This window comes from Streptomyces sp. NBC_01431 (assembly GCF_036231355.1).
GTDB lineage: Bacteria > Actinomycetota > Actinomycetes > Streptomycetales > Streptomycetaceae > Streptomyces.
Genome location: NZ_CP109496.1, coordinates 2,639,434 through 2,662,606 on the forward strand (window position 1 = coordinate 2,639,434; position 23,173 = coordinate 2,662,606).

The window sequence follows — 23,173 nt, forward strand, 5'->3', positions numbered from 1 at the left end:
ATGGCTTCGGCATGCCTGAAGACATGAAACACCAAATATACGCAGGGGAATGCCCCGGATGTCAATTCATCCGGGGCATTCTCTTTGCAAGCTCGATCTGGTCTCCGCGAAATCGGCCGGTGCCGGGCCGCGTCAGATCACGTCTTCGAGCTCTTGGAGCAGCCGCCGCTTGGGACGGGCGCCCACCATCGCCTTCACCGGTTCGCCGGCCCGGAAGACCATCAGGGTGGGCATGGACAGGACGCCGTACTTCGCGGCCGTCTCCGGGTTGGTGTCCACGTCGAGCTGGACGATCTTCAGCCGGTCTGCCTCCTCGGCCGCCAGGGCGCTCAGCACGGGCGCGATCTGCCGGCACGGCCCGCACCAGTCGGCCGTGAACTCCACCAGGACCGGAAGCGCGGCCTCCCTCACCTCGGCGTCGAAGGTCGCGTCGGTGACCTCGTCCACGCCTGCTGCCTTGATCATTGCGTCATCCCCTCAGTTGTTGGCGGGCTCAACTCGCAGCGCGGCTCCGGGCCGCCCGGAATCCGCGCCGCCGCCGTCAGTTCGGCTCGCGCCAGCTCCGCCCCGACCTGGGCGCGTACGGCACTGAGCTCACCGATCAGTGCGTCCAGTTCGGCCAGCTTGCGGCGGTACACGGCGAGCGACGCGGGACAGGTGTCCCCGGCCGGGTGGCCGGCCCGCAGGCACTCCACGAACGGCCGGGTCTCCTCCAGCTCGAACCCGAAGTCCTGGAGGGTCCGGATCTGCTGGAGCAGCCGCAGGTCGTCCTCGTCGTACGTCCGGTAGCCGTTGTCCGTGCGGCGCGCGGCGAGCAGGCCGCGCGACTCGTAGTACCGAAGCGTGCGGGTGGTCGTCCCGGCCCGCGCCGCGAGTTCGCCGATGCGCATGACAAGGACCGTAATCCTTGACGCCGACGTCAAGGCAAGGCCCCGGGCGGGAGCAGGGGATCGGCGGCGGGACCGGGTGCGTCAGCCGCGGGCGGGCGGCAGCAGCGGCTTTCCCTCGCGGCCGCCCACCGGCGACGACAACACGATCGACGTGGTGGTGCGGCCCAGCGCCGAGGTCTGCTCCAGGATCTCCTCCAGGTGGATCGTGTCGGCCACGGCCACCTTGATGATCCAGCAGTCCTCGCCCACCACGTGGTGCACCTCGATGATCTCCGGCCGCTCCATCAGCTCCAGCGTCCGTGGGTGCTTCAGGTTGTAGCCGCCGTGCGGGCTGACCCGGATGAAGGCCTGGATGCCGTAGCCGAGGCGGGACGGGTCGACCCGCGCCCCGTACCCGGTGATCACCCCGCTCGTCTCCAGCCTGCGCAGCCGCTCGGTGACCGCCGCCGGGCTGAGCCGGACCCGCCGCCCCAGCTCGCTGAGTTTGATCCTGCCCTCCCGCTGGACGACATCGAGGAGCTGCCGGTCGACCTGATCGAAGCCCCCTGACGAATCGTTGGCGATGCTGCGCGAATGCCGTGGTTCTTTCGGTACGGCGGCGAGATCTCCCATGTTTCCCCCTTCAGTCCCCGGGCCGTCAAAGTAACACTGGTACCCGGGAAAACCGCAGGTGGAAGGGGAATTGAGGATATGCGCGAGGTGCTGGTCATCGGAGGCAACCGCTACTTCGGCAAGCGGCTGACCGCGATGCTGCGGGCGGCCGGGGACCGGGTGACCGTCCTGAACCGCGGCTCGACGCCGCCCCCGCCGGGTGTGGACCACCTCGTCGCCGACCGCGACGACGAGGCGTCCCTCACGGCCGCGCTCGGTGCACGCACCTTCGACGTGGTGGTCGACCAGGTCTGCTACACCCCGCACCAGGCGGCCATCGCCCGCCGCGTCTTCACCGGCCGCACCGCGCGGTACGTCATGACGTCGACGGTCGAGGTGTACGAGTACGAGGACTCCCCCGAGCCGGTGAGCGAGGCGGCCCTCGACCCGCGTTCGGTCGTCGTCACGCCCCAACTCCCCTGGCACCAGCCGGAGTTCGTAGCCGAGTACTACGGCGAGGGCAAGCGCCAGGCCGAGGCGGTGTTCGCCGCCGACCCCGCCTTCCCGTACGTGTCGGTGCGGGTGGCCCATGTCCTGGGCGGGGCCGACGACTTCACCGGACGGCTGGCCCACTACGCGGACCGCGTCCGCACGGGGGCGCCGATCGCGGTGGCGGTGCCCAACCACTCGGCGACGTACATCCATGTGGACGAGATCGCCGAGTTCCTGTTCTGGGTGACCCGGCAGGAGTTCACCGGGCCCGTGAACGCCGCCTCGCACGGGCCGCTGAGCACCGAGGACATCGTCGCGGCGGTCACGGCCGCGCTGGGCGACGACCACTGCCCCGTGCGGTACCAGCCGGTGGAGGTCGGCGAGGTCTCGCCGTTCTCCTTCGCCCGCTCGTACGCCATGGACACGTCCCGCGCCGCATCGCTCGGCTTCACCTTCTCGCACACCGACGACTGGCTGACGCGTGCCGTCACCGAGACCATGGGGGTCAACTGACATGCGGTACCGCACACTTGGGCCGTACGAGGTTTCAGCGATCGGCTACGGGGCGATGCCGCTCTCGATCGAGGGCCGCCCCGACGAGGCGCGCGCCCGCGCCACCGTGCACGCCGCGCTGGACGCGGGCGTCAACCTCATCGACACCGCCGACTCCTACTACGCGCCCGGCGGCGAACCCGGCCACAACGAGCTTCTGATCGCTCGTGCCCTCGCGTCATACGGCGGCGCCACCGATCACGTCCTGGTCGCGACCAAGGGCGGCCGGGGGCGCACCGACGACGGCGGATGGACGGTGAACGGCGACCCGGGCCATCTGCGGCGGGCCGCCGAGGCTTCGCTGAAGCGGCTCGGCGTCGAGACGATCGGCCTCTACCAGCTGCACAAGCCCGACCCGGGCGTCCCGTTCGCGGAATCCCTCGGCGTACTCGGGGAGCTGGCGGCGGAGGGCAAGATCCGCACGGTCGGCGTCTCGAACGTCTCAGCCGCCGAGATCCACGAGGCGAGGTCGGTCCTGGGCGGCCTGCTCGTCTGCGTACAGAACCGCTTCTCGCCCGCCGTGCGCGACAGCGAGCCCGAGCTGAGGCTGTGCGCCGAGCTCGGGCTCGCCTTCCTGCCGTGGAGTCCGCTGGGCGGGATCTCCCGCAGCGCCCTGGACGGACCGGGCAGCCCCGCGCCGGAATCCGCGTTCCACACGGTGGCGCGGAACCGGGGCGTCAGCCCCCAACAGGTGGCGCTGGCCTGGGTGTTGGCCCTCTCGCCGGCCGTGATCGCGATCCCGGGGGCCAGCCGCCCCGAGTCCATACGCGATTCGGCGGGTGCGGCCGACCTCGTACTGAGTGAGGAGGAACTGGCCCTGCTGCCCTAGGTCAGACCTCGACGGGCTCGGGCTCCCTCGCCTGGGCTACCTCCTGCGCGCCGGACCGCTCGCGGCGCGGCAGGAGCACGGCGACGAGGACGGTCCCGACGCCGAGGATCACCGCGCCGATGAGGCTGGTGTGGGCCACCGCGTCGGAGAACGCGGAGCCGACCGCGTGGCTCATCTGCTGGGCTCCCGCGGTGAGTTGCTCGGCCTGGGCCTTGAGCTGGGCGGCCTGCTGGGGGGAGCTGGCGTGCAGGGCCTGGGCGCCGAGCTGCTTGGCCTGTTCGCCGATGCCCTGGGCGACGGCGTATCCGGCGCCGACCGAGTCCTGGGCGGTGGCGAGCGCGGAGGCGGGCAGCTTGGTGCCGGCGGTCGCGTCGGCGAGGTGCGAGGAGTAGGAGCTCGCGAGCACCGAGCCGAGGATGGCGATGCCGAGCGAGCCGCCGAGTTCGAGCGAGGTGTCGTTGACGGCACCGCCGACGCCGAGCTCGGCCTCCGGGAAGGCGCCCATGATCGCGTCGGTGCAGGGCGACAGGGCGAGCCCGATGGCCACGCCGAGGATGATCAGCGGGGCGAGGAAGTCCCCGTACCCGGAGCCGGCGTCGATGCGGGTGAGCAGCGCGAGCGCGACGGTTCCGGCCACCATGCCCGCCGTGACCGTGGCCTTCATGCCGAGCCGGGGCGTGAGGAGCCCAGTGAGGGCGGAGCCCACGAAGACCGCGCCGGCCAGCGGCAGCATACGGATGCCGGTCTCAAGGGGGGTGTAGCCGAGCACGAACTGGAGGTGCTGGGTGAGGTAGTAGAAGGCGCCGAAGACGGCGAGGAAGAAGAGCGCGACCGCGAGCAGCGAGCCGGAGAACATGCGGTGCGCGAAGCGGCGTACGTCCAGGACCGGCCGCGGGTGGCGCAGCTCCCACAGCACGAAGACCGCGAAGCCCAGCCCGGCCACGACGGCCGCGCCGATCGCCTTGGCGTCCCAGCCGAAGTGCGGACCCTGGATGATCATGTAGACGAGCGCGCCGACGGACACGACCGACAGCAGGCCGCCGACGTAGTCGATCCGGTCGTGGTGGGCGGCCTTCGACGGCGGTACGAGGGCGAAGGCGCCCACCACCGCGATCAGTGCGATCGGCACGTTGATGAGGAACGTCGACGCCCAGCCGTGGTTCTCCAGGAGCGCTCCGGCGACCAGCGGTCCGGCGGCGATCGCGATCCCGGCGGTCGCGGTCCACAGCAGGATCGCCTTGGCGCGCTCGGCGCGCGGGAACGTCGAGGCGAGCAGCGACAGGGTGGCGGGCATGATCAGCGCGGCGCCGACGCCCATGACCGCGCGGGAGGCGATGACGCCCGTCGAGCTCTCCACGAGCGAGCCGGCCACGGAGGCGCCCGCGAAGACGAGCAGACCCAGCACGAGCGCGCCGCGGCGGCTGTACTTGTCGCCTATCGCGCCGAGCAGCAGCATCAGCGCGGCGTACGGGACGGTGTAGCCGTCGATGACCCACTGGAGGTCGGAGCTGCTGAGCCCGAGGTCCTTGGTCATGTCGGGCGCGGCGACGGTGAGGGCGGTGTTCGCCATCACGATGATCAGCAGGCTGAGGCAGAGCACGAGCAGCGCCCACCAGCGCCGCCGGTAGGGCTGCCCCGTCTGTTCGACGGGCTGGTTGATGACGAGACCCACGGTGTCTCACCCTTCCTCGGTCTTGCTCGCCCCGACGGTCTGGCCTCCCTCGGCCCCATCGGGGTAGATCCACTTGCACATCCCTGTGCAATTACACACCGCTGTGCAATTTACGCCCCTGCACGGCGCTGTGCAAAATGAGCGGGTGACTGCTACCCCTGCCGCCCCCCTGGGGGGCCGCGCCGACGCGAACCGCCGCCGCATCATGGAGGTGGCCTTCGCCGAGCTGGTGCGCGACCCGGACGCGTCGATGGACCAGATCGCCCGAGCGGCGGGCGTCGTACGGCGCACGGTGTACGGGCACTTCCCGAGCCGGGACGCACTGATCGCGGCCCTGGTGGACGAGGCGGCGGAGACCGTCGCCGAGGCGCACCGCGAGGGCCGTGACGGGATCACCGAGCCGGCCGTGGCACTGGCACGGGCCACCCTCGCGGTCTGGTCGATCGCCGACCGCTACCGGCTCCTGGTCGCCCTGGCGCAGCGCAGTGTCACGATGGCGGGCATCAAGCAGCGCCTGGCGCCGGTCCGCAAGGAGTGCGTGGATCTGCTCCAACTGGGCATGCGTGAAGGGGCGTTCACCTCTCCGCTGCCCCCCGCCGCCCTGGCCTACGTCCACGAGCAGGCCCTGTTCGGCCTGATGGAGGCGGTCAACGAGGGCGCACTGCCCGCTTCACAGGCGGGCCGCGCAGCCGCGACGACCCTCCTGCTCTCGGCGGGGGTTCCGGCGGACCGCACGGCCGAGGTGGTGGCAGCGGCCCTGCGCACATAGCCGCCGCGCGGCGAGGGCCGCCCCGGTGGAAGTGATCCGGATCCAGTGAATCAATAGCGCGCGCATAGTCCGTGTGGCGAGAGTGACGGCACGTCAACCACCGCTCTCCCCACGGAGGTTCAGAATGCGCCGTCGCACCATGCTGGGCATGACCGCGACCGCGGCCCTCACGGTCGCCGCCCTCGCCACCGCCCCCGCCCAGGCCGCCCCGGCCGACAAGGCCGCGGTACTCGCCTCGTTCACCCAGACCGGCGCGGCCAGCTCGACAGCGTGGAGAGCGGCCCACGACGACCAGGCGCGCTGGTCGGCGTACGACTTCAACTGGTCGACGGACTACTGCTCCAAGTCCCCCGACAACCCCTTCGGCTTCCCCTTCAAACTGTCCTGCGCCCGCCACGACTTCGGCTACCGCAACTACAAGGCGGCGGGCCAGTTCCCCGCCAACAAGCCCCGCCTGGACAGCGCCCTGTACGAGGACCTCAAGCGCGTCTGCACGGCGTACAGCGGGGCGAAGAAGGCGTCCTGCGACGCGACGGCGTGGACGTACTACCAGGCGGTCAAAGCCCTGGGCAACTGAACCCGGCCTCCCCCCGGGACCTGGTTGGCCACCCGATCGCGGGGGCGCCGGACCGTCCCACGCCGTGGGACAGCGGGCTCGATCGCCCCTGTCACCAGGACTCCGCTTTCAGCCGACCGCCTCGGCTCTCGGCGATGCGCAGTGCGTCAACGAGGCACTCCGAGAGCCGGACGGCGGCGAACCGGAGTTCACAGGCGGTCGCGGACGGGGCCGCGATCAACGGGCGTGCACACTCGACTGCTTCGGCCGCCACACCGAGCTACACGGCTTAGGTCTCCGAGGCTGTGCCGCCCACGGATGTGCGCGCCGTCCTGAACCTCCCCGACGGCGGTACCGCACTGCTCCGCCGCCAATTGCTCACGATCGACGACGAACCGGCCGAACTGGTCGCCTCGTACTATCCGTTGGAGATCGCGGCGGGTACCGCGGTGGCCGAGCGTCGGCGTATCACCGGCGGAACACCGACCCTGCTCGCTCGCCTTGGCCATCCGCCCCGCCTCGGCGTGGACCGGGTGTCGGCGCGGATGCCCACGCAAGAACAGTGCCGCGCTCTGCGGTTGCCCGGCAATCTGCCCGTGCTCCGCACTCTGCGCGTCGTGTACAGCGACCACCAGCGCCCCATCGAGGCCAGCGTTCTGGTCAAGGCGGGCCATCTCTACGAGGTGCAGTACGAGTTCTCACCCGAGGCAAGCGGCTGACCCCCGGTTGTATCCCCGACCGAGCGCCCGGCAGCATGGGCGGCGTGACGCACGAACCGCATGACGAGTCCGAGCACCGGCCGCTGCCTGCCTGGTTGCGGGTGACTCGGGGGGAGCCGCGCTGGGCCTCGACGGCCGCGGTGCTGACCGCCGTCGGGTTGCAGTGGGCGCTGCCCGAGCGGCTCTCGATCCACCCCGTGTGGCTGCTGCCCGCGCTTGAGCTCGCGCTCGTGGTCGCGCTGATCGCGGCGAACCCGGTACGCATCGAGCGCGCCTCGCGGCTCTACCGGCCGGCCGGGCTGGCGCTGATCGCCTGTATCAGCGCCGCCAACGGCTGGTCGGCGGTGCGGCTCGTGGTCGGGCTCGCACGGGGCGCCGAAGGCACCGATGCCTCGGCCCTGCTCGTGACGGGCGGCGCCATCTGGCTGACCAACGTGATCGCCTTCGCACTCTGGTACTGGGAGTGGGACCGGGGCGGGCCGCTCGCCCGGGTACAGGCCACCCGCACGTACCCGGACTTCCTCTTCCCGCAGATGCAGAGCCCCGAACTCGCCCCGCCCCACTGGGAACCGGCGTTCCCGGACTATCTGTACCTGTCCTTCACCAACGCCACCGCGTTCAGTCCGACCGATGTGATGCCGCTGAACCGGTGGGCGAAGATGCTGATGATGCTTCAGTCCGCCATCTCTCTGCTGACCGTCGTCCTGGTGGTCGCGCGGGCGGTCAATATCCTCAAGTAGCCACGGGAGAAAGGGACTTCTCGCTTTCGCGCTGCTCCGGCAGCTCCGGTTCGTCCTGGGTGAGCATCTCCTCGTCGAAGGGCAGGCGGCCCGCCAGGACCTCCTCGACGCGGGCCTTGTCGATCTCCTTGGTCCAGGTGCCCACGAGCACCGTCGCCACCGCGTTGCCCGCGAAGTTGGTCAGCGCCCGCGCCTCGCTCATGAAGCGGTCGATGCCGACGATCAGGCCCACCCCGTCCACCAGCTCGGGGCGGTGCGACTGGAGGCCGCCCGCCAGGGTGGCGAGTCCCGCGCCCGTGACGCCGGCCGCGCCCTTCGAGGCAATGATCATGAAGAGGAGCAGCGAGATCTGCTCGCTCGCGCCCAGCGGCTTGCCCATCGCGTTCGCGATGAACAGCGAGGACATCGTCAGGTAGATCGCGGTGCCGTCCAGGTTGAACGAGTACCCCGTCGGCACCGTGATGCCGGCCACCGACCGGCTCACGCCCAGATGCTCCATCTTGGCGATGAGGCGCGGCAGCGCCGACTCCGACGAGGACGTGGCGAGGATCAGCAGGAACTCCCTGGCCAGGTACTTCAGGAGGCGGAAGATGTTCACGCCGGTCAGCAGCTTCAGGATCGTACCGAGCACGACGAAGACGAACAGCGCGCAGGTGATGTAGAAGCCGATCATGATGACCGCCAGGGCCTTCAGGGCGTCCACGCCGGTCTCGCCGACCACCGCCGCCATCGCGCCGAAGGCGCCGATGGGCGCGACCCACATCACCATCGCCAGGATGCGGAAGACGAGCCGCTGGATGTGCTCGACGCCGCGCAGCACCGGCTGTCCGGCCGAGCCGAGCGCCTGGAGCGCGAAGCCCACGAGCAGGGCGATCAGGAGGGTCTGGAGGACCTGGCCCTCGGTGAAGGCGGACACCATCGTCTTCGGGATGATCCCGAGCAGGAAGTCCGCCGTCGACTCGCTGGCGCCCGCGGCCTGCTTGGCGCCCGCGTGCCGCGCGGCCTCGGTCAGATGCAGTCCGGAGCCGGGCTCCAGGATGTTGCCGACCACCAGACCGATGGCGAGCGCCACCGTCGACATGACGAGGAAGTAGCCGAGGGCGAGGCCCCCGACGGCTCCGACCTTGGCGGCTTTGCGGACCGAGCCGACGCCGAGCACGATGGTGCAGAAGATGATCGGCGAGATCAACATCTTGATCAGGTTCACGAACCCGGTGCCGATCGGCTTGAGCTCGACGGCGACCCCCGGCGCCGCGAAGCCCACGACGATGCCGAGCAGCACCGCGCCGATCACGGCCAGGTAGAGGTAGTGCGTGCGGGTACTGCCCTGGCCCTTGGGGCCCTGGGGGCGGTCCCGCCGTGCGGCTGCGTCTGCCACGGGGGTTCCTCCTCGAATCTGCGGCTGCGGCCATGTCCCGATGGCCGAGGTAACGATCCCCGCGACTCTCCAGCACGCTGTGACCCCGGTCACCCTTACGTGCATTACGTTCATACAGATCCAGCCAGCACACTTACGGCATGCGCCTCCCCGGACCCCGAAGCCTCGCCGGCCAGCTCTTCGCCATGCAGGTCGTGCTCGTCGCCGCGATCGTCGCCGGGTGCGCCCTGTTCTCGTACGTCAGCGACCGGGGCCAGGCCGAGGAGACCGCGCGCCGCCAGGCGATCGCGACCGCGACCTCGGTCGCCGCCTCGCCCGCCGTCGTGGCGGCGGCCCGCACCAAGGACCCCACGGCCGCGCTCCAGCCGTACGCGGAGACCCTGGTCCGCACGACCGGCGTCGACTTCGTCGTGGTCATGGCCCCGGACGGCATCCGCTGGACGCATCCGGTGCCGGGCGAGATCGGGAAGGAGTACCTCGGGAACACCGCGCCCGCGCTGCGCGGGCAGACGTTCGCCGAGACCCACATGGGGGTGCTCGGGCCGTCGGTGCGGGTCGTCGCGCCGGTCCGCGACCCAAATGATCATGGCCGGATCACTGCGCTCGTCAGTGCGGGCATCACCATCGACAACATCAGCAAGCAGGTCCGCAAGCAGCTGGTCGCGCTGGCCGGTGTGGCGGGCGGCGCGCTCGTGCTCGGCGGACTCGGCACCTACGTGATCAACGCGCGGCTGCGCCGCCACACCCACGGCATGAACGCCGCCGAGCTCAGCCGCATGCACGACTACCACCAGGCCACCCTGCACGCCGTGCGTGAGGGACTGTTGATGCTCGACGGGCAACGCCGGATCGCGCTCATCAACGACGGCGGGCGCGAACTGCTCGGGCTCGGCGAGGACGCGGTGGGCCGCTCGGTGGCCGGGCTCGGCCTGCCCGCCACCCTCACCGGCGCGCTGCTCGCCTCCGAGCCGAGGGTGGACGAGGTGCACATGACGGCCGACCGGATCGTGGTCCTCAACACCCGGCCGGTCTCCTCCGGGGAACAGCGCGGCACCGTGGTGACCCTGCGCGACCACACCGAACTCCAGGCCCTGTCAGGGGAGTTGGACTCCGAGCGCGGCTTCACGCAGGCGCTGCGGGCGCAGGCGCACGAGGCCGCCAACCGGCTGCACACGGTGGTCTCGCTCATCGAGCTGGGCCGGGTCGAGGAAGCCGTCGAGTTCGCGACCGCCGAGCTGGAGCTGGCCCAGGCGCTCACCGACCAGGTGGTCACCGCCGTCGGCGAGCCGGTGCTCGCCGCGCTACTGCTCGGCAAGGCGGCGCAGGCCAACGAGCACGGCGTCGAGCTGGTCCTCACCGAGGGCAGCGCCATCGGTGACGGCCTGCTGCCGGCCACCCTGCCCGCCCGCGACCTGGTCACCGTCCTGGGCAACCTGCTCGACAACGCGGTGGACGCCGCGCAGGGCAGCGCCGCCGCGAAGGTCGCCGTCACCCTGACCACCGAGGCCGGGCGGCTCCTGGTGCGGGTGGCGGACAGCGGGCCCGGCGTCGACCCGGCCGCCGCCGAGGCCGTGTTCGAGCGGGGCTGGTCGACCAAGAGCCCGGGGCGGGGCCTCGGCCTCGCGCTGGTGCGGCTGACCGCGGCCCGGCACGGCGGCACCATCGACCTGACCCAAAGCCCTTACGGGGGAGCCGAGTTCACCGTACGGCTGCCCATCGAGCAGGGAGTGCACGCATGATCAGAGTGCTGGTGATCGAGGACGATCCCGTCGCCGCCGAGGCGCACCGGCTCTACGTCGGTCGGGTGCCCGGCTTCACCGCCGTCGGCGTGGCGCACTCGCGGGCCGCGGCGCTGCGCGTCCTGGAGCGGACCGAGGTCGACCTGCTGCTCCTCGACCTGTACCTCCCCGACGGCCACGGCCTCCAGCTCGTGCGGTCGCTGCGGGCGGCCGGGCACAGCACCGATGTCATCGCGGTGACCTCGGCCCGCGATCTGACGATGGTGCGCGAGGGCGTCTCGCTCGGGGTCGTCCAGTACGTACTGAAGCCGTTCACGTTCCCCACGCTGCGCGACCGCCTGGTGCGGTACGCCGAGTTCCGGGCGACGGCCGGCGAGGCGAGCGGACAGGAGGAGGTCGACCGGGCGCTCGCCGCGCTGCGCGCCCCGCAGCCCTCCGCGCTCCCCAAGGGGCTGAGCGCGCCGACCCTCCAGGCCGTCACACGGACCCTGCGCGAAGCGCCGGACGGTGTGACGGCCGCCGAGACGGGCCTCGCGGTGGGCATCTCGCGGATCACCGCCCGCCGCTACCTGGAACACCTGGTCACCACCGGTCGCGCCGAGCGCACCCCGCAGTACGGCCAGATCGGGCGCCCGGAGTTGCAGTACCGCTGGCTCAACTCCGCGCGCGGGCCCGGCGGTTGACAAGGTTGTCAGCCGGGGGCGGGGGCGGGGTTGACCGTGCCGCGGAGCGCCTTTACGTTCACGGGGCAGCCACGTGCGGCCGGGTCCAGGGCCGCAGCCATGGCCAGAGGAGGTCGTGCCCGTGCGCCCCACCGCCCCCGCCTCGGATTTAGTGCCCCCACCCCGCCCGGCCGCGCGACGCCCGGCGTGGCGGCTGCCCCTGGTCCTCGCCGCGGCGCTCACCGCCGCAGTGCTGACCGGCTGCGGCAGCGGATCGGGCAGCGATGCCGACACCGTGCGGATCGCGTACAACCGTTCCACCGACAACAAGATCCGCTTCAAGGACGAGTACCTGGACGCGGTGAAGGAGCAGTTCGAGCGGGAGCACCCCGGCAAGAAGGCCGAGCTGGTGCCGATCCAGGCGGCGGACAACGACTACGCGGCCAAGGTCCAGCAGATGATGCGGTCACCGAAGACGGCCCCGGACCTGGTGTACGAGGACACGTTCCGCATCAACTCCGACATCGGGGCGGGCTATCTGCGCCCGCTGGACGACTACGTGGCGAAGTGGGACGCCTGGGGCCAGTTCGCCGACACCGCGAAGGCGGCGGCGCGGGCCGAGGACGGCAGGACGTACGGGGTGCCGGACGGCACGGACACCCGGGGGCTCTGGTTCAACAAGCAGATCTTCGCGAAGGCGGGGCTGCCCGCGGACTGGCAGCCGAGGAACTGGGCTCAGGTGCTGGACGCGGCCCGCACCGTCAAGCAGAAGGTCCCCGGTGTCATCCCGCTCAACGTCTACACGGGCAAGGCGGCCGGCGAGGCCGCGGCCATGCAGGGCTTCGAGATGCTGCTGTACGGGACCGGCGAGAACCCGCTGTACGACCCGGCCGCGAAGAAGTGGGTGACGGGTTCGCAGGGCTTCAAGGACGCCCTGGACTTCGTGCGGACGGTGTACGCGCAGAAGCTCGGGCCGGACCCCTCCGACGCCCTCGACCCCAATGTGGGTACGCACCTGGCGACGGACTGGATGCCGAACGGGAAACTGGCCATCGCCCTCGACGGCTCCTGGCTCGGCCAGAACTGGATCAACAAGGGCCCCAAGGAGTGGCCGGCCTGGTCTACGGTGCTCGGCCAGGCGGCGATGCCCACCAAGGACGGCCGGGCGCCGGGCAAGGTCTCCATGTCGGGCGGCTGGACGTGGGCGATCCCGGCGAAGGCGGCCAACCCGGATCTCGCCTTCGACTTCGTCAAGACGATGCAGACGAAGCAGAACGCGGCGCGGTGGGACGTGGCGGACGCCCAGATCGCGGTCCGCAAGGACGTGGCGGCCGACCCGGCGTATCTGCACTCGATGCCCGGCATCACCTTCTTCACGGGCCTGGTCCAGTACACCCACTACCGGCCCGCGCTCCCGGCCTATCCAGAGGTGTCGACGGCGATCGGCGAGGCGATGGAGTCGGTGACGACCGGCGGTTCGGCCGCCGCGGCGGCCAGGGCGTACGACGACCAAGTGAAGTCGATCGCCAAGTGACGGCCGTCTCCGACGCGACGGTTTCGGAGGCGACCGGGGCCCGCCGGCGGCGCGGGGTGCGGGCGGTGCGCTGGCTGCCGATCGCGCCCGCGACCCTGCTCCTGCTGCTGTTCCTCGCCGGGCCGATCGGCTACTGCGTCTACATCGCCTTCACCGACATGCAGCTGACCGGCTCGTCGTCGGTCGACTTCGTCGGCTTCGCCAACTTCCGGCGGGCGTTCGCCGACCCCGCGTTCCGCAACGCGGTGTGGCTGACCCTCGTCTTCACCGTGCTGTCCTCGCTGGTCGGCCAGAACACCCTGGGCCTGGCGCTCGCCGCCCTGATGCGGCGGGCCTCGCGCCCGGTGCGGACGCTCACCGGGGCGCTGGTGATCACAGCCTGGGTGCTGCCGGAGATCGTGGCGGCGTTCTTGCTGTACGCCTTCTTCCGGCGCGAGGGCACCCTGAACGCGATCCTCGGCCAGCTCCATCTGCCCACCCAGAACTGGCTGTTCACGCTGCCGATCCTGGCGGTGTCGTTCGCCAACGTGTGGCGCGGCACCGCGTTCTCCATGCTCATCTACTCGGCCGCGCTCGCCGAGATCCCCACGGACGTCGAGGAGGCCGCCGAAGTCGACGGGGCGAGCGGGGCCCGCCGGTTCTGGCACATCACGCTGCCGATGATCCGCCGCTCCATCGCCACCAACCTCATGCTCAACACCCTCCAGACGCTGTCCGTCTTCGGTCTCATCTGGGCGATGACGCGGGGCGGCCCCGGCGACCGCAGCCAGACGCTCCCGGTGTTCATGTACGACCAGGCGTTCCTGAAGAGCCTGATCGGCTACGGCACCGCGGTGGCGCTGCTCCTGCTGCTCGTCGGCTCGCTGTTCTCGGTCATCTACCTGCGGCTGATGAAGGTGGACGGGTGAGGCCCGCTGCGGTGGGCCACGGGCGGCGCCGCACCCGGCAGCGGCTGGCCGCCGACGCGTCCCTGCTCGCGGTGGCGGCGGCCTTCGCGGTGCCGCTGCTCTGGCTGCTGCTCGCCTCCGTCGACACCGAGGCCGATCTGCGGGTACGGGTCCCGGGCTCGGCCACCCGGGACAACTTCTCGGCCGTCCTGACCCCCGACATCACCTTCACGCCGATGCTCAACAGCCTTCTCCTGTGCGGGAGTTCGACCCTGCTCACGGTGGTCTGCGCGGCGCTCGCGGCGTACCCGCTCTCCCGCTACCGCTCACGCCTGGCCCGTCCGTACCTGCTCACGGTCCTGTTCACCACGTGCCTGCCGATCACGGCGATCATGGTTCCGGTGTACGGGCTCTTCGTGCAGGTGAACCTCATCGACACGATGTACGGCACGGCGCTCTTCCTCGCCACCTCCCAACTCCCGTTCGCCATCTGGCTGATGAAGAACTTCATGGACGGGGTGCCGCTCACCCTGGAGGAGGCCGCCTGGACGGACGGGGCCTCGATGCCGCAGACGCTGACGCGCGTGGTGCTGCCGCTGATGGGCCCCGGCGTGACCGTCGTGACGATCTACACCTTCATCATGCTCTGGGGAAACTTCTTCGTCCCCTTCATGCTGCTGCTCTCCCCCGACCAGCTCCCGGCCTCCGTCTCGATCTTCACGTTCTTCGGAAACCACGGATCGGTCGTCTACGGCCAGCTCGCCGCCTTCTCGATCCTGTACTCGGCGCCGGTGCTCCTGCTGTACGTCCTGATCGCGCGGCGGCTCGGCGGAGGTTTCGCGCTGGGCGGCGCGGTGAAGGGGTAACCTCTGCCGAGCACACGCTTACCCAACCCTTAAGTAACCCGGACACCACCAAACCCGTAGTTTCCTACAATTCACCGGCTTTGGTGGAACACACCGTAGTCAGATGTGACTTACCGTCTTACGGTGTGCGCGTGCACCCCTCCCCACCCTTCAACGCCCTCGCAGCGCGCCGTCTGCGGGAGGCCCTGGGCATGGCCCCCGGCCACGTCGCCTACGGCATGCGCGCCCAGTACGGCCTCACCGTCTCGCCGGACACCGTGATGGCCTGGGAGCGGGGGCTCGCCGCGCCCGGAACGCGGGAGCTGACGGCGCTCGCCGGAGTCCTGTGGTGCTCCCCGGGCGATCTCATGGCGGCCGCCTCGACCTTGCGCGAACACCGGCTGGCGCGCGCCCTGAGCGTCGAGGACATGGCTCGTCGGGTGGGTCTGGACGTCGGGGCCTACCAGCGCATGGAGGACGCCGGCCGCTGGCGCGGCAACGAGCGCCAGTCGGCGGCGCTCGCGGATCTGCTCCAGCTGTCGCTGCGCGACTACGTGACCGCCACCGGCCTGAACGACGACCTCGGGGAGCTGCTCCGCAGCGCGGTGACCACGCGCTGGCAGGCGCACGTGAAGCCCGCGGCGAAGCTGCTTCCGCTGTCGAAGCAGCATCTTGAGGGGGTGCTCGACCAGCTGCACGCCGACTACCAGTCGCAGATGGTCGGCACGCTCAACTGGAACGCGAGCACCGACACCAGTGACGCCGGCCGGGAGTTCCTGGAGCACATCGTGGACCGGTTCTGGGACCTGGCCCACGGGTGACGCTCCGCTGCGGGGTGTGGGTTTCCGCTGGTGCGTGCGTCATTTCGACCGCGGGCCGGCGGGGGCTGATCGCGCAGTTCCCCGCGCCCCTTCAGGGCCGGTCAGAACACTGATTCCGCCTCGTACATCCGGCTCTCGGGCACCGTCTTCAGGCTGGTCACCGCGTGGGCCAGCGGGGCCATCACGATGTCGGTGCCGCGCAGCGCCGTCATGTTGCCGAAGTCGCCGCGGTGCACCGCCTCCACCGCGTGCCAGCCGAAGCGGGTCGCGAGCACGCGGTCGTACGCGGTCGGCACGCCGCCGCGCTGGACGTGACCGAGGATGACCGGGCGGGCCTCCTTGCCCAGGCGCCGCTCCAGTTCGACGGCGAGGCGGTTGCCGATGCCGGCGAAGCGCTCGTGTCCGTACTGGTCGATCGCGCCCTTCTCGTACGGCATCGACCCCTCGGCGGGGTGCGCGCCCTCGGCGACGCAGACGACCGCGAACTTCTTGCCGCGCGCGAAGCGCTCCTCGACCATCTTCACCAGGTCGGCGACCTCGAAGGGCCGCTCGGGCAGGCAGATGCCGTGGGCGCCGCCGGCCATGCCGGACTCCAGCGCGATCCAGCCCGCGTGCCGGCCCATGACCTCCACGACCATCACGCGCTGGTGCGACTCGGCGGTGGTCTTCAGCCGGTCGATGGCCTCGGTCGCCACGCCGACGGCCGTGTCGAAACCGAAGGTGCGGTCGGTCGCGGAGATGTCGTTGTCGATCGTCTTGGGCACGCCGACGACCGGCATCCCGGCCTCGGACAGCATGCGCGCCGCGGTGAGCGTGCCCTCGCCGCCGATCGGGATGAGTGCGTCGATGCCGTAGCGCTTCGCCAACTCGGCGCAGTTCTCGGCGGCTTCGCGCAGCCGGGCCCGCTCCAGGCGGGCGGAGCCGAGGATCGTGCCGCCGCGCGCCAGGATGCCGCTGACCGCGTTGAGGTCGAGCGGCCGGAAGTGGCCGTCGAGCAGGCCCTTGAACCCGTCCTCGAACCCGATGACTTCGTCGCCGTGGCCGACCACGGCCCGGTGCACGACCGACCGGATCACTGCGTTCAGGCCGGGGCAGTCGCCGCCTGCGGTGAGAACTCCGATGCGCATCGTGCTGAATCTCCTGCTTCGCTGGTCTGGGGAGTCACGCCCGAATCCCCCGTAACGTGAGCAATCAGATTGTCCCACGCACCCCGGGGGACCCGCCCACCCAGCTACTCCGGCCATCATGGGCGAAGGGCCTTCGGACCCAGCCGCCGGGCCGTTCGTCCGGCGGGCGCCCTATCCAGCCGCAGAGGTATTGTCAAGGGGGCAACACCGCCCTATCTGGACAATTTCCTGCACCGTAGAACAGGAGAGCACGCGTGACGCGCAGCGTGTACGTGACCGGGATCGACCGGGGAGACGGCCGCCAGGTCATCGAGCTGGGAGTCATGGAGCTCCTGACCCGTCAGGTGGACCGGGTGGGCGTCTTCCGCCCGCTGGTGCACGACGGACCGGACCGCCTGTTCGACCTGCTCCGCGCCCGCTACCGGCTGGCGCAGGACCCGGCGACGGTCTACGGGATGGACTACTACGAGGCCTCCGCGCTCCAGGCGGAGCAGGGTACCGACGAACTCGTCTCGCGGCTCGTCGACCGCTTCCACCAGGTGGCCCGCGACTACGAGGTGGTCCTGGTCCTCGGCACCGACTTCGCCGACACCCAGCTCCCCGACGAGCTGGCGCTCAACGCGCGGCTCGCGAACGAGTTCGGCGCCTCGGTGATACCGGTGGTCGGCGGCAAGGGCCAGACCGCCGAGTCCGTACGTGACGAGGCGCGCAACGCGTACCGGGCCTACGACGGGCTCGGCTGCGACGTGCTCGCGATGGCGGTGAACCGGGTCACCAAGGCCGACCGGCACGACATCGAGGAGCGGCTCGCGGCCCGGCTGCCGGTGCCCTGCTACGTCCTGCCGGACGAGCCGGCGCTGTCGGCGCCCACCGTCGCCCAGATCGCCGCAGCCCTCGACGGCACGGTGCTGCTCGGCGACGACGCCGGTCTCGCGCGCGACGCCCTCGACTTCGTCTTCGGCGGCGCGATGCTGCCGAACTTCCTGAACGCGCTGACCCCGGGGTGCCTGGTGGTGACCCCCGGCGACCGCGCCGACCTGGTCGTCGGCTCGCTCGCCGCGCACAGCGCCGGCACGCCGCCGATCGCGGGCGTCCTTCTCACCCTCGACGAGCGGCCCGGCGAGGCGATCCTGACGCTGGCCGACCGGCTCGCACCGGGCACCCCGGTGGTGGCGGTGGCCGGCCGGTCCTTCCCGACCGCGGCCGAACTGTTCGCCCTGGAAGGAAAGTTGAGCGCGGCCACCCCCCGCAAGGCGGAGACCGCGCTCGGTCTCTTCGAGCGGCACGTCAACACCGCCGACCTGCTGGCCCGCATCTCGGTGGCCCGCAGCGGCCGGGTCACCCCGATGATGTTCGAGCACGAGCTCCTGGAACAGGCACGCTCCAACCGCCGCCGGGTCGTGCTGCCCGAGGGCACCGAGGACCGGGTGCTGCGCGCCGCGGACGTGCTGATTCGCCGCGACGTGTGCGAGCTGACCCTGCTCGGCGACGTCGAGGCGATCCGCAAGAAGGCCGCCGACCTCGGCATCGACGTCGTCAAGTGCCAGATCATCGATCCGCAGACCTCCGAGCTGCGCCAGCGCTTCGCCGAGCGCTACGCCCAGTTGCGCGCCCACAAGGGCGTCACCGTGGAGCTGGCGTACGACATGGTGGCCGATGTGAACTACTTCGGCACGCTGATGGTCCAGGAGGGCCTGGCCGACGGCATGGTGTCGGGTTCGGTGCACTCCACCGCCGCGACCATCCGCCCGGCCTTCGAGATCATCAAGACGAAGCCCGAGGCCTCGATCGTCTCCTCGGTCTTCTTCATGTGCCTCGCCGACAAGGTCCTGGTGTACGGCGACTGCGCGGTCAACCCGGACCCCGACGCCGAGCAGCTCGCGGACATCGCGGTGCAGGCGGCCGCCACCGCCCAGCGGTTCGGCGTGGACCCGCGGATCGCGATGCTGTCGTACTCGACGGGCACCTCGGGCTCGGGCGCCGACGTCGACAAGGTGCGCGAGGCGACCAAGCTGGTGCGCGAGGCACGTCCGGACCTCAGGGTGGAGGGTCCGATCCAGTACGACGCGGCCGTGGAGCCGTCGGTCGCCGCGACCAAGCTGCCGGGGTCGGAGGTGGCCGGGCAGGCGAGTGTGCTGATCTTCCCCGACCTCAACACCGGCAACAACACCTACAAGGCCGTGCAGCGCTCGGCCGGCGCCGTGGCCGTCGGCCCGGTGCTCCAGGGTCTGCGCAAGCCGGTCAACGACCTGTCGCGCGGCGCCCTCGTCCAGGACATCGTCAACACCGTCGCCATCACGGCCATCCAGGCCCAGGCGCAGGGGCAGGAGACCTCCGCATGACCACCACCAACCGGGCCGCCCGCGTCCTCGTCCTCAACTCCGGGTCCTCGTCGGTGAAGTACCAGCTCCTCGACATGAGCGACTCCTCGCGGCTGGCCGTGGGCCTGGTCGAGCGGATCGGCGAGGCGACGTCGCGGCTCAAGCACACTCCGCTGGCCACCGGCGGCGCCACCCGCGAGCAGAACGGCCCGATCGCCGACCACGCGGCGGCGCTGAAGGCGGTCGCCGAGGAGCTGGCCTCGGACGGACTCGGCCTGGACTCAACGGAGTTGGCGGCCATCGGACACCGGGTGGTGCACGGCGGGCTCAAGTTCAGCGCGCCGACGGTCATCACGGGCGAGGTACTCGCGGAGATCGAGCGCCTGGTGCCGGTCGCGCCGCTGCACAACCCGGCGAACATCACCGGCATCCGGACCGCCCAGGCGATGCGTCCCGACCTGCCGCAGGTGGCGGTCTTCGACACGGCGTTCCACACGACGATGCCGGAGTCCGCGGCCCGCTACGCGATCGACGTGGAGACGGCCGACGCCCACCGCATCCGCCGCTACGGCTTCCACGGCACCTCGCACGCGTACGTGTCGCGCGAGACGGCGAAGCTGCTCGGCAAGGCGCCCGAGGACGTCAACGTGATCGTGCTGCACCTGGGCAACGGGGCCTCCGCCTCCGCGGTCCAAGGCGGTCGCTGCGTGGACACCTCGATGGGGCTCACCCCCCTTGAGGGCCTGGTCATGGGCACCCGATCCGGTGACATCGACCCGGCGGTCACCTTCCACCTCGTACGGAACGCGGGGATGTCGGTGGACGACGTCGATGCCCTGCTCAACAAGAAGAGCGGCCTGGTGGGGCTCTGTGGCGACAACGACATGCGGGAGATCCGCCGCCGCTGCGACGAGGGGGACGAGCGGGCGCGGCTCGCCTTCGACATCTACATCCACCGGTTGAAGAAGTACATAGGCGCCTATTACGCGGTGCTCGGCAAGGTCGACGCGGTGGCGTTCACGGCCGGGGTCGGCGAGAACGCGGCGCCCGTCCGCGAGGCCGCGGTCACCGGTCTGGAGGAGCTCGGCCTGGCGGTGGACGGCGAGCTCAATGCCGTACGGTCCGACCACCCGAGGCTGATCTCCCCGGAGTACGCCAGGGTCGCGGTCGCCGTGGTGCCGACGGACGAGGAGCTGGAAATCGCCCGGCAGACGTATGCGCTGGTGCGGGGCTGAATTGCTGCCCGATCGGACCGGATTTCCGGTTTGCCTGGACGACACCTGAGCGTCATCCCGCCCATTTGTACATTCCACCAGACGGAATATTCCGTAGCGAAACAAACCGATAGGATCCGCCTTATGCGCCGTTCCAAAATCGTCTGCACACTGGGCCCCGCCGTCGACTCTCACGAGCAGCTCGTCGCTCTGATCGAGGCCGGCATGAGCGTGGCCCGCTTCAACTTCAGCCACGGCTCCCAGGCCGAGCACCAGGCCCGCTACGACCGGGTCCGCAAGGCCGCCGAGGAGACGGGCCGCGCGGTGGGCGTGCTCGCCGACCTGCAGGGGCCGAAGATCCGCCTGGCGAAATTCGCGGAGGGTCCGGTCGAATTGGTCCGCGGTGACGAGTTCACCATCACGGCCGAGGACGTTCCGGGCGACAAGTCGATCTGCGGCACCACCTACAAGGGCCTGCCGGGCGATGTCGTCAAGGGCGACCCGATTCTGATCAACGACGGCAACGTCGAACTCAAGGTCATCTCGGTCGAGGGTCCCCGGGTCAGGACCATCGTCATCGAGGGCGGTGTCATCTCCGACCACAAGGGCATCAACCTGCCCGGTGCGGCGGTCAACGTCCCCGCGCTGTCCGAGAAGGACATCGAGGACCTCCGGTTCGCCCTGCGGATGGGCTGCGACCTGGTCGCGCTCTCCTTCGTCCGGGACGCCGACGACGTCAAGGACGTCCACAAGGTCATGGACGAGGTCGGCCGCCGCGTGCCGGTCATCGCCAAGGTCGAGAAGCCGCAGGCCGTCGCCAACATGGAGGGCGTCGTCGCCGCCTTCGACGGTGTGATGGTGGCCCGTGGCGACCTCGCGGTGGAGTACCCCCTGGAGAAGGTCCCGATGGTGCAGAAGCGCCTCGTGGAGCTCTGCCGCCGCAACGCCAAGCCGGTGATCGTCGCGACCCAGATGATGGAGTCGATGATCACCAACTCGCGGCCGACGCGCGCCGAGGCGTCCGACGTCGCCAACGCGATCCTGGACGGCGCGGACGCGGTCATGCTGTCCGCCGAGTCGTCCGTGGGCGCGTACCCGATCGAGACGGTCAAGACGATGTCGAAGATCGTCGAGGCCGCCGAGGAGGAGCTCCTCTCCAAGGGCCTCCAGCCGCTGGTGCCGGGCAAGAAGCCGCGCACGCAGGGCGGTTCGGTCGCCCGCGCGGCCTGCGAGATCGCGGACTTCCTCAACGGCAAGGCGCTGGTCGCCTTCACCAAGTCCGGCGACACGGCCCGCCGCCTGTCCCGCTACCGCACCTGCCAGCCGATCCTCGCGTTCACGACGGACCCGAGCACCCGCAACCAGCTCGCGCTGAGCTGGGGCGTCGAGACCCACGTCGTCCCGCACGTGGACTCCACCGACGCGATGGTCGATCTGGTGGACGCCGAGCTGCTCAAGCTCAAGCGCTACAACAAGGGCGACACCATGATCATCACCGCCGGTTCGCCTCCCGGCATCCCCGGCACCACCAACATGGTCCGGGTGCACCACCTGGGCGGCGGCGAGCAGGACTAGCGCCGACCGAACACCGGACAAGGGCGGCCCCCGTTGCGTACGGGGGCCGCCCTTTCGCATGCCTTTGCCCGACATGATCCCGGCCAACACCCAAACTGTGACTTCCAGTTGTAGGGGCCAGGTGAAAGAATCGTGGTGCCCTGGGGGGGCCGCGGTGTTTCTCGGACACCGTGTTCGGGCCTGCGAGCCCGTACGGGCATCTCTTTTTGCACCTTCATACGGACCTGCCGGTCGTCCGGCACCGCACGTGTGCTTCCTCCTGGGCCGAACCATCAACCAGAGGCAGGAAGACACGTGCGAAGAGGATTCCTTTCCGCAGCCCGATTCGCCGGGCGTCCGGCGCGCCGGGCGCTGGTCGCGGCCGTGGCGCTCGCCGCCGTCGGCGCGGTCGGGGCGGTCGCGGCCCAGGCACCCGCGCAGTCAACGGCGGCGTCCAGCGGCCGCACGACGGCGGCCGCGCCCAGCGGCGCCAAGATGTTCCCCCTGTTCGGGCGCAAGAGCGACGGCCATCTCTACGACTACGAGCCCAAGGGCACCGGCGGCGTCCAGGCCGCCGCGGACCTCGGCGGCGGATTCGGCGACGCCACCGCGCTGGTGCAGGCGAACGTCTCGGCCGGCGGCACCGGCAACGACCTGTACTACCGGATGGCCGGGACGCTCTACTACACCGCCGAGGAAGGCATTGACACCAAGGTCATCGGCACCGGCTGGGACACGTACAACCTGCTCGTCCCGGCCGGGAACATGGGCGGCACCGCCGACCCCGACCTCATCGCCCGGGACACCACCGGCGCCCTGTGGCTGTACCAGGGCAAGCCGGACGGCACGTTCCAGCCGAAGATCCGGATCGGCAGCAGCGGCTGGAACGGCATGAACCAGCTGGTCGGCCGGGGCGACTTCACCGGGGACGGCAAGAACGACCTCCTCGCCCGGGGCACCGACGGCACGCTCTACATCTACCCCGGCACGGGCAACGCGGTCGCCGACGCCACGATCGGCTCGCGCATCACGGTAGGCAAGGGCTGGGAGACGTACAAGCAACTGGTCTCGACCGGCGACAACGACGGCGACGGCAGGGCCGACCTGATCGGCAGCGACGCGGCCGGGGCGCTCTGGCTGCTCAAGGGCACCGGCGACCCCAAGGCACCGTTCGCGCCCCGGGTGCAGATCGGCACCAGCGGCTGGGCCGCCTTCGACACCCTCTTCTGACCGCGCCGCACGGTCCGCTCCCTCAACCGACTCAGCAGAACGGCTACTTCG

At 70.7% G+C, this 23,173-nt stretch carries 21 protein-coding genes and 1 pseudogene; 16 read left to right on the forward strand and 6 right to left on the reverse strand.

Annotated elements, in window-relative coordinates; all coding sequences use genetic code 11:
* Positions 1-132 precede the first annotated feature (132 nt).
* The 3 genes from trxA to OG522_RS11980 all read right to left on the reverse strand — a co-directional run bounded on the left by trxA (position 133) and on the right by OG522_RS11980 (position 1,502).
* Positions 133-465 (reverse strand): thioredoxin, encoded by a 333-nt coding sequence (gene trxA, locus OG522_RS11970; protein ID WP_329462948.1) that lies wholly within the window; start codon positions 463-465, stop codon positions 133-135.
* Positions 462-890: a MerR family transcriptional regulator gene (locus OG522_RS11975; RefSeq protein ID WP_329462949.1), complete on the reverse strand. Its 429-nt coding sequence runs from the start codon at positions 888-890 to the stop codon at positions 462-464. Before OG522_RS11975 ends, trxA begins: the two co-directional genes overlap by 4 nt.
* An 81-nt stretch (positions 891-971) precedes the next feature.
* Positions 972-1,502, reverse strand: a complete 531-nt coding sequence (locus tag OG522_RS11980) for an Lrp/AsnC family transcriptional regulator (RefSeq protein ID WP_329462950.1) — start codon at positions 1,500-1,502, stop codon at positions 972-974.
* A gap of 78 nt (positions 1,503-1,580) precedes the next feature.
* On the opposite strand from OG522_RS11980, the gene OG522_RS11985 reads away from it, so the two are divergent.
* Both OG522_RS11985 and OG522_RS11990 read left to right on the forward strand, forming a co-directional pair.
* Positions 1,581-2,486: an NAD-dependent epimerase/dehydratase family protein gene (locus OG522_RS11985; protein ID WP_329462951.1), complete on the forward strand. Its 906-nt coding sequence runs from the start codon at positions 1,581-1,583 to the stop codon at positions 2,484-2,486.
* Position 2,487: 1 nt separating this feature from the next.
* Positions 2,488-3,354: an aldo/keto reductase gene (locus OG522_RS11990; RefSeq protein WP_329462952.1), complete on the forward strand. Its 867-nt coding sequence runs from the start codon at positions 2,488-2,490 to the stop codon at positions 3,352-3,354.
* A gap of 1 nt (position 3,355) precedes the next feature.
* On the opposite strand, the gene OG522_RS11995 is transcribed toward OG522_RS11990, so the two are convergent.
* Complete coding sequence (locus tag OG522_RS11995) at positions 3,356-5,026, reverse strand: MFS transporter (protein ID WP_329462953.1); 1,671 nt, start codon at positions 5,024-5,026, stop codon at positions 3,356-3,358.
* Between the two features lie 205 nt (positions 5,027-5,231).
* Here OG522_RS11995 and OG522_RS12000 point away from each other — a divergent pair, with 205 nt between their 5' ends.
* The 4 genes and pseudogenes from OG522_RS12000 (at position 5,232) to OG522_RS12015 (ending at position 7,810) form a co-directional block, all read left to right on the forward strand.
* Positions 5,232-5,795, forward strand: a complete 564-nt coding sequence (locus tag OG522_RS12000; protein WP_329467554.1) for a TetR/AcrR family transcriptional regulator — start codon at positions 5,232-5,234, stop codon at positions 5,793-5,795.
* Positions 5,796-5,919: 124 nt separating this feature from the next.
* A complete protein-coding gene (locus tag OG522_RS12005) occupies positions 5,920-6,372 on the forward strand; it encodes a phospholipase (RefSeq protein ID WP_329462954.1) in 453 nt (150 codons plus the stop codon).
* Positions 6,373-6,644: 272 nt separating this feature from the next.
* Positions 6,645-7,070: pseudogene (locus OG522_RS12010) on the forward strand (UTRA domain-containing protein); the annotation flags it as partial.
* Between the two features lie 44 nt (positions 7,071-7,114).
* On the forward strand, positions 7,115-7,810 hold the full coding sequence (locus tag OG522_RS12015) for a hypothetical protein (RefSeq protein WP_366344970.1): 696 nt from the start codon (positions 7,115-7,117) through the stop codon (positions 7,808-7,810).
* Here the strand turns inward: OG522_RS12015 and OG522_RS12020 are convergent.
* Positions 7,803-9,188: a cation:dicarboxylate symporter family transporter gene (locus OG522_RS12020; protein ID WP_329462956.1), complete on the reverse strand. Its 1,386-nt coding sequence runs from the start codon at positions 9,186-9,188 to the stop codon at positions 7,803-7,805. The genes OG522_RS12015 and OG522_RS12020 overlap by 8 nt on opposite strands.
* A gap of 140 nt (positions 9,189-9,328) precedes the next feature.
* Here OG522_RS12020 and OG522_RS12025 point away from each other — a divergent pair, with 140 nt between their 5' ends.
* From OG522_RS12025 to OG522_RS12050, 6 genes are all read left to right on the forward strand, one after another.
* Positions 9,329-10,927 carry a sensor histidine kinase gene (locus OG522_RS12025; protein WP_329462957.1) on the forward strand — a complete coding sequence of 533 codons (1,599 nt, stop codon included), beginning with the start codon at positions 9,329-9,331 and terminating at the stop codon, positions 10,925-10,927.
* On the forward strand, positions 10,924-11,610 hold the full coding sequence (locus OG522_RS12030) for a response regulator (protein WP_329462958.1): 687 nt from the start codon (positions 10,924-10,926) through the stop codon (positions 11,608-11,610). Before OG522_RS12025 ends, OG522_RS12030 begins: the two co-directional genes overlap by 4 nt.
* Before the next feature lie 151 nt (positions 11,611-11,761).
* Positions 11,762-13,123 carry an extracellular solute-binding protein gene (locus OG522_RS12035; RefSeq protein ID WP_329462959.1) on the forward strand — a complete coding sequence of 454 codons (1,362 nt, stop codon included), beginning with the start codon at positions 11,762-11,764 and terminating at the stop codon, positions 13,121-13,123.
* Between the two features lie 56 nt (positions 13,124-13,179).
* Entirely contained in the window at positions 13,180-14,031 is an 852-nt protein-coding gene (locus OG522_RS12040) for a carbohydrate ABC transporter permease (protein ID WP_329467555.1), read from the forward strand.
* Positions 14,028-14,876 carry a carbohydrate ABC transporter permease gene (locus OG522_RS12045; protein ID WP_329462960.1) on the forward strand — a complete coding sequence of 283 codons (849 nt, stop codon included), beginning with the start codon at positions 14,028-14,030 and terminating at the stop codon, positions 14,874-14,876. Before OG522_RS12040 ends, OG522_RS12045 begins: the two co-directional genes overlap by 4 nt.
* 125 nt (positions 14,877-15,001) lie before the next feature.
* Positions 15,002-15,676, forward strand: coding sequence for a helix-turn-helix domain-containing protein (locus OG522_RS12050; protein WP_329462961.1), 675 nt, complete (start codon positions 15,002-15,004; stop codon positions 15,674-15,676).
* 101 nt (positions 15,677-15,777) lie between these two features.
* On the opposite strand, the gene OG522_RS12055 is transcribed toward OG522_RS12050, so the two are convergent.
* A complete protein-coding gene (locus OG522_RS12055; protein ID WP_329462962.1) occupies positions 15,778-16,803 on the reverse strand; it encodes an ATP-dependent 6-phosphofructokinase in 1,026 nt (341 codons plus the stop codon).
* Between the two features lie 254 nt (positions 16,804-17,057).
* On the opposite strand from OG522_RS12055, the gene pta reads away from it, so the two are divergent.
* The 4 genes from pta to OG522_RS12075 all read left to right on the forward strand — a co-directional run bounded on the left by pta (position 17,058) and on the right by OG522_RS12075 (position 23,122).
* Positions 17,058-19,145 (forward strand): phosphate acetyltransferase, encoded by a 2,088-nt coding sequence (pta, locus tag OG522_RS12060; RefSeq protein ID WP_329462963.1) that lies wholly within the window; start codon positions 17,058-17,060, stop codon positions 19,143-19,145.
* Entirely contained in the window at positions 19,142-20,359 is a 1,218-nt protein-coding gene (locus tag OG522_RS12065) for an acetate kinase (RefSeq protein ID WP_329462964.1), read from the forward strand. Before pta ends, OG522_RS12065 begins: the two co-directional genes overlap by 4 nt.
* 123 nt (positions 20,360-20,482) lie before the next feature.
* Positions 20,483-21,913, forward strand: coding sequence for a pyruvate kinase (pyk, locus tag OG522_RS12070; RefSeq protein ID WP_329462965.1), 1,431 nt, complete (start codon positions 20,483-20,485; stop codon positions 21,911-21,913).
* A 294-nt stretch (positions 21,914-22,207) separates the two neighbouring features.
* Positions 22,208-23,122: an FG-GAP-like repeat-containing protein gene (locus OG522_RS12075; protein WP_329462966.1), complete on the forward strand. Its 915-nt coding sequence runs from the start codon at positions 22,208-22,210 to the stop codon at positions 23,120-23,122.
* The last annotated feature ends 51 nt before the right edge of the window (positions 23,123-23,173 follow it).